Origin of the sequence: Gillisella taibaishanensis (assembly GCF_001938985.1) — a bacterium.
GTDB lineage: Bacteria > Pseudomonadota > Alphaproteobacteria > Rhizobiales > Rhizobiaceae > Allorhizobium > Allorhizobium taibaishanense.
In genome coordinates, this window is the sequence record NZ_MKIN01000027.1 from 147,972 (window position 1) to 160,676 (window position 12,705).

At 57.8% G+C, this 12,705-nt stretch carries 10 protein-coding genes; 5 read left to right on the forward strand and 5 right to left on the reverse strand.

The features are described 5' to 3' along the window. Positions 1–270 precede the first annotated feature (270 nt). Positions 271–633: an HNH endonuclease gene (locus BJF91_RS25595; protein ID WP_162843908.1), complete on the forward strand. Its 363-nt coding sequence runs from the start codon at positions 271–273 to the stop codon at positions 631–633. An 89-nt stretch (positions 634–722) separates the two neighbouring features. Here the strand turns inward: BJF91_RS25595 and ldtR are convergent, their stop codons facing one another. Then, positions 723–1,235 carry a transcriptional regulator LdtR gene (ldtR, locus tag BJF91_RS22190; protein WP_075616705.1) on the reverse strand — a complete coding sequence of 171 codons (513 nt, stop codon included), beginning with the start codon at positions 1,233–1,235 and terminating at the stop codon, positions 723–725. Between the two features lie 149 nt (positions 1,236–1,384). Next, positions 1,385–1,801 carry a DUF6163 family protein gene (locus tag BJF91_RS22195; protein WP_075616706.1) on the reverse strand — a complete coding sequence of 139 codons (417 nt, stop codon included), beginning with the start codon at positions 1,799–1,801 and terminating at the stop codon, positions 1,385–1,387. Between the two features lie 253 nt (positions 1,802–2,054). On the opposite strand from BJF91_RS22195, the gene hemB reads away from it, so the two are divergent. From hemB to BJF91_RS22210, 3 genes are all read left to right on the forward strand, one after another. Beyond that, positions 2,055–3,068: a porphobilinogen synthase gene (gene hemB / locus BJF91_RS22200; RefSeq protein ID WP_075616707.1), complete on the forward strand. Its 1,014-nt coding sequence runs from the start codon at positions 2,055–2,057 to the stop codon at positions 3,066–3,068. Between the two features lie 187 nt (positions 3,069–3,255). Beyond that, positions 3,256–3,714 carry an RDD family protein gene (locus BJF91_RS22205; protein WP_075616708.1) on the forward strand — a complete coding sequence of 153 codons (459 nt, stop codon included), beginning with the start codon at positions 3,256–3,258 and terminating at the stop codon, positions 3,712–3,714. 166 nt (positions 3,715–3,880) lie between these two features. Further along, on the forward strand, positions 3,881–4,654 hold the full coding sequence (locus BJF91_RS22210) for an arginyltransferase (protein ID WP_075616709.1): 774 nt from the start codon (positions 3,881–3,883) through the stop codon (positions 4,652–4,654). A gap of 4 nt (positions 4,655–4,658) precedes the next feature. Here BJF91_RS22210 and BJF91_RS22215 read toward each other — a convergent pair whose 3' ends face one another. Together BJF91_RS22215 and BJF91_RS22220 are read right to left on the reverse strand one after the other, a co-directional pair. After that, positions 4,659–6,437 carry a sensor domain-containing phosphodiesterase gene (locus BJF91_RS22215; protein ID WP_075616710.1) on the reverse strand — a complete coding sequence of 593 codons (1,779 nt, stop codon included), beginning with the start codon at positions 6,435–6,437 and terminating at the stop codon, positions 4,659–4,661. A 351-nt stretch (positions 6,438–6,788) separates the two neighbouring features. Further along, entirely contained in the window at positions 6,789–7,835 is a 1,047-nt protein-coding gene (locus tag BJF91_RS22220; RefSeq protein WP_075616711.1) for a class I SAM-dependent methyltransferase, read from the reverse strand. Between the two features lie 320 nt (positions 7,836–8,155). Here BJF91_RS22220 and BJF91_RS22225 point away from each other — a divergent pair, with 320 nt between their 5' ends. After that, positions 8,156–10,180 carry a putative bifunctional diguanylate cyclase/phosphodiesterase gene (locus BJF91_RS22225; protein ID WP_075616712.1) on the forward strand — a complete coding sequence of 675 codons (2,025 nt, stop codon included), beginning with the start codon at positions 8,156–8,158 and terminating at the stop codon, positions 10,178–10,180. Positions 10,181–10,334: 154 nt separating this feature from the next. Here BJF91_RS22225 and parC read toward each other — a convergent pair whose 3' ends face one another. Beyond that, on the reverse strand, positions 10,335–12,611 hold the full coding sequence (parC, locus tag BJF91_RS22230) for a DNA topoisomerase IV subunit A (RefSeq protein ID WP_075616713.1): 2,277 nt from the start codon (positions 12,609–12,611) through the stop codon (positions 10,335–10,337). Between the last annotated feature and the right edge of the window lie 94 nt (positions 12,612–12,705).

Sequence of the window (12,705 nt, forward strand, 5' to 3'; positions counted from 1 at the left end):
CGCCGCTGAGCTAGACAAATACGCTGGTGGGACCGCGCCACGTTCTGCGACTACGAAAACCAAACGCTCCAACGCCTTTGAACGATCCCTACCCTCTGGAACAGATTCTGCCAGATGGATAGCAAGCATAGTGTCCTGAACCTACATGGCTGACCGCTCGCTACCCAACGCTCCCGCACATCCAGAACCCAGCCATCCGCCGTCACCGTGACCGCATGTCCCTGCCCCCCCGGCAGATGACAACCGCGCACCAGCGACGGGACGCCGTGCTTGGCAAGTTCAGCCTGGCAACTGAAGGCAAAGGCCGAACAGTTATGCCACGGCGCTATTGATACCAGTCTTCTAGTTCTTCACCATTGCGACGTTAGAGCCTGTTGCAACCCCCAGCACCTTTACCAAGGAACTGCCAAGCAGAACACGGCGGACATGCTTCTCAGAGGTCGCAACGAGCCGATGCGTGGTTCATCCCACCCCAAGGCCAACCTTACGGAGGCGGATGTTGTCGCAATACGGGAGAGCAAAGTAGGAACCTGTGAGCTTGCCATCAGGTACGGTGTCAGCCCGTCCACAATCTCTGAGATTCGGAGATTTAAGAAGTACCGAGATGTGCAACGCATCTGTAACGCAGCGTAGCGCAACGGAGTGCATTTTGCTGCCACGTTGCGCCTATGCGTGCCATTTAGTGAACCGCAATAAGCAAACCGAAACAACACGATAGACTTTTACATTCGGTATGCAATTGTGTCGTTCCAGAAGCGGTCGAGACGCTGCAGCAGCTTGTTCATCTGGTTGAATTCATCGGGACCGATGCCGCCGACCTTCTGGATGGAGCCGACATGGCGCTCGTAGAGCTTGGCGACGGTTTCGGCGATGTCCTGGCCTTCAGGCGTCAGCGAGATGCGCACCGAGCGGCGATCGACGCGCGAGCGCGAGTGGTTGATGAAACCGAGGTCGACGAGCTTCTTGACGTTGTAGGAAACGTTCGAGCCGAGATAGTAACCGCGCGAGCGAAGTTCGCCGGCCGTCAGTTCGGAATTGCCGATGTTGAACAGCAGCAGAGCCTGGACGGCGTTGACGTCGTTGCGACCCTGGCGGTCGAATTCGTCCTTGATGACGTCGAGCAGACGGCGGTGCAGACGCTCCACCAGATGCAGCGAGTCGAGATAGAGGGAACGGATGGTCTGCTCTTCCTGATCGAGAGCGGGCATCTGCGGCTTGATCTTGGTCGTGTTCATATCTGTCTGCCTCACTGTTTGGGTGGCGGCCTTGTTGGTTTCCAACCGCCTTGTGAGTGACAATATCGAATGCAGATAAAATTCTATTTAAAACGCAGGCTTAACAGAGGCTTACCATTTGCCAAGCGTGTATCAGGGTAAATCAATCCTTATGCCGCCCGCCGGCGCCTCTCCAGGAGAATGACAAACCGGAAGGTAATGAAGACCACAGCGACAATCAGATGAAAGCCGATGATCAGCGGGTTATGCCCGAAGATATTGGGCCAGAGGCCATGCATCAGGATCTGTCCGCTGGCGGCAATGATCCAGATTACAGGACCCCAGGACACGGTCATCCACAGGCCGACGCCCGCGACCGGCAGCACGACCGCAAGGCCGCAAGCAGCGATGCGCCAGGGCACGGTCATCAGGTCGAAGCGGCCGAGCCCGTCACCGCCGATGCCCACGAGCAGGCCCCAGAACTGCAGCCCCAGCCACAGGCAGGCCAGCGCAACAATACGCAGAAAAATCACGAACAGCAGGTCCGCGAGACTGGGCTTTGGTGTTTGCACGACATCATCGATCATATCTGGACGTTACTGCATCTTGGCCCGAACCGGTACAGGCATCCGGCGGAAATCGTCATAAGCCACACCTCTTCTGTGACGGAGCCGGAGAGGGGGTCGGATTGCCGCAGTGGGCAAAGCCGCGCCACCGTGATAAATCCCGCATCGACGGAATGTCGGCACGAAAGCGGCCGGCTCTTGCAGCATTTCCGGAATCGCATCCAGCGACTCCTGACAGAAATGCAGGACATGACGAGATAGAGTGGAGACCGCGATGACCAATAAAACCCACCTTGTCGACGAGATTACCGGCCACCGGCGCATGCGCCGCAACCGCAAGGCGGACTGGACGCGGCGTCTGGTGCAGGAAAGCCGGCTGACGGTGGATGACCTGATCTGGCCGATCTTTCTCGTGCCCGGCAGCGGCATCATCGACCCCATTGCCGCAATGCCCGGCGTCAACAGGATGAGCGTCGACAAAGCGGTCGAAGCGGTCAAGGAAGCGGCAGATCTCGGCATTCCCGCTATCGCCACCTTCCCCAATATAGAGATGAACCTGCGCGACCAGACCGGCTCCCATATTCTTGAAGCCAATAACCTGCTCAACCAGGCGACAGCGGCGATCAAGAAAGCAGTGCCCAATATTGGGGTGATCACCGATGTAGCGCTCGATCCCTTTACCAGCCATGGGCATGACGGCATCCTGCGCGGCAGCGAAATCGTCAATGACGAGACCGTCGACCAAGTGGTGAAGGCAGCGATCCTGCAAGCGGACGCCGGCTCTGACATCATCGCGCCATCGGAAATGATGGATGGCAGGATCGGCGCCATCAGGCGCGGGCTCGATGCGGCCGGCCATCAGTCGGTTGGCATCATGTCTTATGCGACAAAATTTTCGTCCGGCTATTACGGTCCGTACCGCGAAGCGATTTCGACCGCTGGCCTGCTGAAAGGCGACAAGAACAGCTATTACATCAGCCCGGCCAACGGCACCGAAGCGGTCCGCGATGCCGCCATGGATGTCGAGGAAGGTGCCGACATGCTGATGGTCAAGCCCGGCCTTCCCTATCTCGACATCTGCTGGCGCCTCAAGGAAGCCTTCAGCCTGCCGGTCTTTGCCTATCAGGTCTCCGGTGAATATTCGCAGATCAAGGCGGCCGGCATGAATGGCTGGATCGACGAGGAACGGGTGATGATGGAAACGCTGCTCTGCTTCAAGCGCGCCGGCTGCGACGGCATTCTGACCTATTTCGCGGTTGAGGCTGCGAGGCGGCTCGCCAAGGCATAATTTCTTAAATCGACAACGGTTTGAGAGAAGATCATGCAGCCGGTCTAAAGTGTTACAGCGCCCTTTGCGCGTTCTATAAAACGCGCGGCGCTGTAAGGGCTGACGGGCCAGGCACCCTGCGCTGACAGGGCAATTGTATTTGCAGCAAAGACCTCCCATATGATCGTTATCTGTCAAGGAGACGATCATGAGCTTCGATCCGAATGTGACCACCGCGGTTCCGACCGATTGGCGCGCCTATAGCGGTGTGCTGTCGCGCCGGGTCTTCGCCTTCATCATCGACTACGTGTTGGTGGGCCTGCTTTGGGTGCCGGCGGCCGTGGTTGTCTTTTTCCTTGGGGTGATCACACTCGGCCTAGGCTGGCTGCTTTATCCCATCTTGTTCTTCATCGTCGCCGGTCTCTATTTCGGCCTGTCACTTGCCGGGGCTTCCCAGGCAACACCTGGTATGCGCGCCATGGGCATAGCAATGATCAGGGTCGACGGCACCAAGATCGATTTTATCACCGCCATTGCCCATCTCGCCCTTTTCTGGATCCTGAACTCAGTGCTGACGCCGCTGATTCTGTTGGCGGGCCTGTTTATCGATCGCTCCAGGCTGGCGCACGACTTACTGCTGGGTACAGCCGCCATCCGTGCCGGATGAAGCCAGCGGACAGCCGGCTACACACTGCAATCTTTCGTTGAACAACCAGATGATGAAATGAGGCAGTTGACGTTTTGAAATCTTGCGCCATGCTACGTCATGGACTTCGGCATGGCCGCAAGCCCCCTCGCCTTTCCGGGAGCCTCAGAGGACGTATCGACAAAGCATGAACACGCAGGCTGCTACGTCTCCGCAGTTTTATCTGACAGCGCCCGCGCCCTGCCCGTATCTGGCCGGGGAAATGGAGCGCAAGGTGTTCACCCATCTGGTCGGACCGCGGGCCACAGAGATGAACGACCTTCTCACCCAGGGCGGTTTCCGCCGCTCACAGAACATTGCCTATCGTCCGGCCTGTGAGACCTGCCGCGCCTGCGTTTCCGTGCGCATCATCGCCAAAGAGTTCCAGCCGAACCGGACAATGCGCCGCGTTGCCCAAGCCAACGCAGATCTTTCAAGCGCGGTATTCGCCGCCCAGCCGTCGACTGAACAATTTTCGCTGTTTCGCACGTATCTCGATCATCGCCATCAGCAGGGCGGCATGTCCGACATGTCGGCACTGGACTTTGCGATCATGGTGGAAGACAGCCATGTGAAGACCAAGGTGATTGAATATCGCCTGCCGCCGCCCGAAGATGGCGAAGGTCCCGGCGAACTTGTGGCCGTGGCGCTTTCCGATATTCTCAGCGACGGATTGTCGATGGTCTATTCCTTCTTCAATCCCGCATTGGAAAAGCGCTCGCTCGGCACGTTCATGGTGCTCGACCATATAACGCGAGCCAATGAGATGGGGCTACCGCACGTCTATCTCGGGTATTGGGTCAACGGCTCGCGCAAAATGGGCTACAAGATCCGCTTCCTGCCCCAGGAGCATCTGCTGAGCCAGGGCTGGACCCGGTATCAGCAGGATGCAAATCGCTCAGACCAGGACATCAAAACCTGACATCTCAGGCAACATCCTCCTGCTGCTGCGCGCCGTTGCGACGCCGCTGCAGCCAGTCCGACAAGAGATCGACTGCCATCGGTCGCGACAGCCAGAAGCCTTGAATTTCATCACAGCCCATCGCCTGCAGCAGGTCGGCAGCCTCTAGCGTCTCCACGCCTTCAGCCACGACGCGGTAGCCAAGGCTGCGCGACAGATTGATCATCGAGTGAACGAGAACCCGTTCCCGATTGCCGTTGGCCATGTCCGCGACGAAGGATCGATCGATCTTGACGACATCGGCGGGCAGTTTCTGCATATAGGCAAGGCTGCTATAGCCGGTGCCGAAGTCGTCGATGGCAAGGCGCACGCCATGATCACGCAGCGCGTGCAACAGGTCGAGCGATTTCTCGGTCTCGCTCATCACAGCCGTTTCCGTGAGTTCGAACTCGATATGGCCAGGTCGCACGGCATAGAGTTCCAGCTTTTCCAGCAGCAATTCCAGGAATTCCGGCTCGTTGAGATTCAGAGCCGAAATGTTGATCGACAGCTTGAGATCGACGCCCTCTTCCTGCAGCGCGGACAGATGCTTGAGCGCGTTGTCGATGACCCAGGCGCTCATCGCACGAACCTGGTTCGACGCTTCGATGATCGGCACGAACTCGGCCGGAGAGACAGAGCCCAGTTCTGGATGCGTCCAGCGCAGCAGCGCTTCGGCGCACTCCACTTTGCCCGTTTCCAGTGACAGGCGCGGCTGGAAAACCAGATGCAACTCGTCCGGCGTTTGCAGCGCCCGGGGAAAGTCCTGGAGCAGGCGGAAATTGCGCCGGTGCATCAGATCGCGGTCGTCGGAGAAGAAGGCGACACCCGTCTCGCTATTGCGGGCATCCTGCACTGCGCCCTGCATCGAGCGCAGCACATCTTCCGGCTTGGTCGTTTGCGGATTAAACCAGGTCAGGCCAATCGATGGCGTCATTGTCATGCGCAGGTCGGCCACCTTGCCGACATCGCCAAGCAATTGCTGCATGGCCGGGAGCAGTCCTTCGGCCGTTGCCATAGCTGACGGAAGCAGCGCAAATTGCATCGGGCCGACATGATAGGACAAGGTCTGCTGATCCAGCGTGTTTTGCAGGAACTGCGCCACGGCACGAATGACCGTATCGAGATGGGAAGGCCCCATGACCCGAGCTAATCGGTCGAACTGCAGGGTCTGCGCGAGATCAAGCACGCAGATTAGTCGCGGCTCTTTTCCGCCATGCTTGCAGATGTCAGCGAGATCGCTGAGCAGCTGGAAGCGGTTGGGCAAACCGCTTACGGCCTCGATACGTCCGACAGCGTGCTGCATTTCAATCTGCGCCATGACCATGGCCGCCATGTCGGTGAGCACAGTCATTTCACGCTCGCCGACCGCATGCGGCTTGGTGTCCAGAACGCACAGCGCGCCAAGACCATGGCCATCCGGCGTTATCAGCGGCACACCGGCATAGAAGCGCACGCCCGACTGACCAAGCGGGCTATCGATGTAATAGTCGTCTTTCTGGAAGTCATTGATGACCAGCGGCTGGCAGGTTTGCGCCACCTCGGCGCAGGGCGCTTTGAACCGTGGAATCTGATTATGCTCGATCCCGACCTTCGATTTGAACCACTGGCGGTCCACATCGGTCAAGGAAACGGCTGCAACCGGCAGGCCGAAGAACTGCGAGACGATGCGGGTAATGCGGTCAAAGCTCTCGCTCGGCAGGGTATCGAGTATCTTCAAGTTGCGCAGACTGGACAGTCTTGCCAGTTCCAGATCTCGATCCATCGACGTCGCTCTCCTTATGGGGGCGCAGCATCTTTCTATCGCTTCAGACGCTCTGCCATCCGAAGCGTGGCAGGACGTTCCGTTACGATAAAATCTGGCGCCGCTTCCATTCCTGCAAATTTAACAAGGCGAGACTGATTTCACGCCGCTTGAAGCAATATGGAACGAAAGCCTTTAAAACCAAGTGTGGAAGGGACAGGCGCAAAGGATCGAATGATCCTATGGTTATAGTCGCGTAAACTTAAGTGTTAAGAACAAAAGTAAACCCGGAATCGCGTGGATTCCGGGCGCTTGTTTCTAACGGTCCTGAGGTGTGGGAGTCACGTCGGACCAAAATCTCGGTAAAGGGATTTAGCCGATCTTGCGAATGAACCCGTAGACGACATTGCGATTGGCACCAAAGCGAACCTGCGCGTCAACATCGCCTTCCGGCGTGCTTGCGTGGATGATACGCCACATGTCAGGTTCAGAGCGCAACAACAGCGCCCAGTTCATGAAGGTCTCCATATAGCCGTCGACAACGATATCTTCAGCGAAGTTGGCAAACATGAAGACGCCATTCGGCTTCAGCATCGACAGGCACTTCTTGGTGAGCTTCACTGAAACCTTGTCGTTGAGGTAATCGTAGAGCCCGGCCGCATAGATGAAGTCGAACTTTCCGAGCCGGTGCTGATTGGTCAGCAGGCTGCGCACGGAGCCATCAACCGGTTCAATGCAGGTACCGGCAAAATCGCGGCGGATCGAACCAATGCTGAGCGGATCCTGGTCAAGCGCGACCCAGCGCTTGATGCGATTTTCCTGCAGCGCGACCGAACGATTGGCTTCCCGCAGATGCCCGGCCGCAATGGTCATGATCTCTACGTCTGCACCGCGCGAAGTGGCCATCTCGTCGACATGCTGCGTAAGAAGATCGCGACGTTCCCGCACGGCCACCGACGACGATGCGTCCTTGGTGTAGTTATAAATGGCGCTGCCCAACGGAGACGCATTGGCAATCTCTTCCGCTACGCTTTCGTGGCCGTAGATGAAATCGAGCAACTGTGCATCGCCGGAATATCCCCGCGGCTTGCTGAAAGACCAATTGGTGAAGGGGTCTTCGAGAAAATAGTCCGAAACCGCATGATTTTGCGCCATCGGAATCAGGGTTTGCCATATGGCGGGCGAAACGCGGTTACGGATCTTGTGAAGAGCACCTGCCATCCAATGAACCACTTCAGCAGGCGGTTTCTCCTGCTTAAACTGGGAGAGTGCCATGTTGAGCGCGAGGGCGAGCTCGGTTTCCGCCAGCATACGCTCGCGATCGTCGATCTTCTGACCTTTAGAAGAAAAAACTTCAGCTGCAATTGCGTCTGGCGTGACCAAGCTTTCACCGTCGAGGGCTGTATCTATATACTGCATGTTCGGCCTTCCTTTAATATCTTTGGAACAAAATTAACTGTTTGATAACTATAAAGTCTCCTTCGACAGAAGGCGACGAGGGATTTAAGCTTTTGTAGATTAAGGTTAATAGATGAATCGTCATCACATTCTTGAGGAAATGCTGTTTGACGCAGAGCAAATTTCCTATTAAAATTAGGGGCAAATTTACCGATTTTATAACTAATAAACTGAATTTAAACCAAATATACGAAGTCTGGTGCTGAGTTGGTGAATAGCGTGTATGGAGGGAAGGTGCGGCCTTCCCGGTAAGACGGCGAAACGCAGTGGAACAACCCAGCATGAATCAGCCAGGGGTCGACCTCGTAAGGATCGGTCGGCGTGATGCGCCAGACAGAAAGCGAATCGCGGAAGTCGTGAAACTGCATCAAAATCAGACAGAACCGGAGCGAATCGCAGCGGCGCGTCATGGCCTCTGGGTCGCGGTGATCGTCTATTTGTGTTTCTCTGTGCTGGACCACCTTCTAGTCCCTGACGTGGCAAGAACGCTGCTGAGCAGCCGTTTGGCGATTGGCGCGTTGGCGCTGGTCGCGTTGGAAACGCAAATGTTCCTCGGGCCGAAAGCTCGTTTGATCGACCTGACATGTGCATTGGCGCTTGTTGCCGGTTATGCGGGCTGGCTTTTCCCGGCCGCAACCACCGAATTTGTCGCCAATCTCCGATATTACATGGTCTTCGGCGCTATCTTCATGATGGGCGCCAACCTGTTTTTCGGTCTGCGCTTTCTTTTGTCGATGACGACTTCGGCTTCCGTGCTCGCTCTGTTCCTATGGGTGGTGATCAAAATCTTTGGGGCGGAAACCTCATATATCATCGCCTTGGGCACCTTCTACGTGACCTGCTTCGTGTTCACCAGCTATGTAAACTGGCGCCTCAACAAGGAGCGTTACAACGTCTTTCTCAATGCCCTTGAGGCGCGCAAGCAGAACAGGGAAGCCGTCGAGCGTGGCAAGGCGCTGCTGCGGTTGTCCAATACCGACTATCTGACCGGCGTCGAAAATCGCCGTGCCATCGATCAAAGACTCCGCGATCATTGGGCCGGCTGGCAAAATGCCGGAACGGCATTTGCCGCCATTCTGGTCGATGTCGATTTCTTCAAGAAATACAATGACTACTACGGTCATCAAGCTGGCGATCACTGCCTTGTGCTCGTCGCCAATGCGCTGAAGACGGCGCTCATACCGTTCAATGCTTCTCTCGGTCGCTATGGTGGAGAAGAGTTTATTGTTCTTGCGCCGACCTCGAGCCGTGACGACGTGGCGCAACTGGCGGAAACAATCCGCCAGACCGTCGAAAAGATGGCTCTCATCCACGACCAACGCAAGGATGGGATGAATGTCGTGACTGTCAGCGTTGGCGCAGCCTTTACCCGGGCGCGGTTCGGACCACGGCTCGAAAAGATCATCACGGAAGCAGACCGGGCGCTCTATTCGGCCAAGGCCAATGGCCGCAATTGCGTGCGGCTGTTCGATCCGAACGATCCGCAGAGCGGCGATGACAGCGAACATATAGCAGCCCTGCTGCGGGTTGCCGTTGCCAATGATCTGGTGTCTCTGGTCTATCAGCCGATCCTCAACCTCACGACCGGTGAGATCGATGGGGCAGAAGCGCTGATGCGGTTGAAGCTGCTGGACGGCACGCCGGTGCCGCCCTCTGTTTTCATTCCGATCGCCGAGCGGACAGGCTCCATCCTAGACCTCGGTCTCTGGACGTTGCGTCAGGCCTGCCAGGAAATCCTGGTGCCGGGCCATGCGCCTGTCGTGAGCGTCAATGTCTCGCCGATCCAGTTGAAGACGCGCGGCTTTGCTGCCGCTGTCGCGGAAATCCTCATCGATACCGGCGTGGATGGTCAGCATGTGGCTTTCGAAATTACCGAAGGCATCAACATGGACCGGCAGTCGGACATCCTGCGCTGCATCAAGGACCTGGAGAATATGGGCATCCGGATCTGGCTGGATGATTTCGGCACCGGCTTTGCCGGCCTGTCCTGGCTACGGCTCTTCAATTTCGACACGGTCAAGATCGACCGCTCCTTCCTGCAGGACAGCGATACGCCAAAAGGGCGTTCGATGCTGCGCGACATCATCGCGCTGGTGCGCAATCGCGGTCACCGCATCCTGGTCGAGGGCATAGAGACCGAAGAGCAGTTGAACCTGATGCGCCAGTTCGAAATCGACCATGTGCAGGGCTTCTTCATCGGCCGCCCGGCAACGCTTGATGTGTTCAAGTCGAAGCCACTCAACCATGTCAGCGCCAGCACCGACGACAATGATAACACGCCGATGGTAACCCATTCGATCAACTGATCGGGTGGCTGCTCACGACGTAAGCGCCGTGTTAGTCCGACTACAATAGTGGCGGAAAAGAAAAACGAGGGTGCATCTTACCGATGCCCCTCGCCTCAATGTCATAGCGATCTCGCTTTAAAACGACGCCAGCTTATGCCGGCGTCACCAGCGCTCAGCCGTTGAACTTGCCACTGCGCGGAAAGCCCTTCGGGACAGCACGGCCGGCGCCGGCGCGGTCGCCGAGCCATTCCAGCAATTCGTCCTTGTTGCGGGTGAAACTGCGGCCGGCGCTGTCTTCCCAGGAGAGGCCATCGGCCAGCGCAAAGCATTTCAGGTCGGAAACACCGCCATCCTTGTAGCGCTGCAGACGCACGCCCTTGCCGCGGCTCATTTCCGGGATCTGGGCAAGCGGGAAGACCACCATCTTTCGGTTTTCGCCGACGACGGCGACGTGATCGCCAGAGACGGGCACCACCAGCTTGGTCTCGTCAGGCATGGTGACATTCATCACCTGCTTGCCCTTGCGGGTATTGGCGACGATCTCGCTTTCCGAGACGATGAAGCCATTGCCACCGGTCGAGGCGAGAATCAGCTTGCGGTTCGGGTCGTGAACGAAGGCGGTCAGCACGTCCTGATCATTTTCCATGTCGACCATGATGCGGATCGGCTCGCCATGGCCGCGCCCGCCCGGCAGCTTGTCGCCGCCAAGCGTGTAGACCTTGCCGCCTGTCGTCACCAGCAGGATCTTGTCCGTCGTCTGGGCCGGGAAGGCCACGCGCAACCCGTCGCCTTCCTTGAAGGTCAGGGCGGCTTTGTCATAGCTGTGGCCCTTCAGCGCGCGAATCCAGCCCTTTTCCGAGATGACGACGGTGATCGGTTCTTTTTCGATCATCGCCTGCTGGATCGCATCGACATCGGCGTCTGGCGCATTGGCAAACAGCGTGCGGCGGCGGCCGATCTCGGTCGCCTTGGCATATTTCTTCTTCACCTCGCCAATCTCACCGGCAACGGTGTCCCATTGCTGCTTTTCAGACGCCAGCAGCGCTTCGATCTCGGCCTTTTCCTTGGAGAGCGCGTCATGCTCCTTGCGGATCTCGAATTCCTCGAGCTTGCGCAAATTGCGCAGCCGCATGTTGAGGATCGCTTCGGCCTGGTTGTCGGTGAGGTCGAAGCGAGCGATCAGCGCGTCCTTGGCCTCGTCCTCCTCGCGGATGATGCGGATCACCTCATCGAGGTTGAGATAGGCGATCAGCAAGCCGCCAAGGATTTCCAGCCGCCGGTCGATGGCGGCCAGCCGGAAGCGCGAGCGGCGCACCAGCACATCCTTGCGGTGGTCGAGCCATTCCAGCAGGACCTCGTTCAGCGCCATCACTTTGGGCACTTTACCTTGCGACAGCACGTTCATGTTGAGCGGGATGCGGCTTTCCAGCTCCGTCAGCTTGAACAGCGATTCCATCAGGATCGTCGGGTCAACCGTGCGGCTCTTCGGCACCAGCACGACGCGAACGTCCTCAGCTGACTCATCGCGAATGTCTTCCAGCAGCGGCAGGCGCTTGGCGATCAGCAACTCGGCGATCTTTTCGATCAGCCGCGATTTCTGCACCTGGAACGGAATCTGGGTGACGACGATCTGATAGCCGCCACGGCCCAGATCTTCCGTTTCCCATTTCGCCCGCACCCGGAAACCGCCGCGACCGGTGCGGTAGGTTTCCAGCATGCTTTCGCGGCTTTCGATGACGATGCCGCCGGTCGGGAAGTCAGGGCCTTCGATGCCGCCGCGCTGCGGATTGGCGGGATCGGCGAAGAGATCCTCCACCGTCGCGTCGCGGTTCTTGATCAGGTGAAGGGCCGCGTCGCAAAGCTCATGGGCATTGTGGGGCGGGATGGAAGTCGCCATACCCACGGCAATGCCGGACGCGCCATTGGCCAGCAGATTGGGAAAGGCGCCCGGCAGCACGACCGGTTCGTCGTCTTCCTCGTTATAGGTCGGACGAAAATCGACCGCGTCCTGCTCGATGCCCTCAAGCAGCAGAGCCGCGACATCGGTCATCCGCGCTTCGGTATAACGATAGGCAGCAGCAGAATCGCCATCGATATTGCCGAAATTGCCCTGGCCGTCGACCACGGGATAGCGCTGGGAAAAATCCTGGGCGAGACGCACCAGCGCGTCATACACCGACTGGTCGCCATGCGGGTGGAACTTACCGATGACATCGCCGACGATACGCGCGCATTTTTTGAAAGCGGAATTGGGCCGAATACCCATTTCGCTCATCGCATGGATGATGCGCCGATGCACCGGTTTCAAGCCGTCGCGCACGTCGGGCAGCGCCCGGTGCATGATGGTCGATAGCGCATAGGCCAGATAGCGCTCTTCCAGCGCGGACTTCAGATCGACCGGCGTGATGTTATCGCCGCCGTCGCCAGGTGGTAAAAGACTTTTTCCCATGGGTACTGCCTAACCGAGAACCCCCTGCACGGCAAGGATTCCGGGGGATGCGCTTGTGGATTATGGCCCGCCGGGCAGCCATCGGCTAAGATAA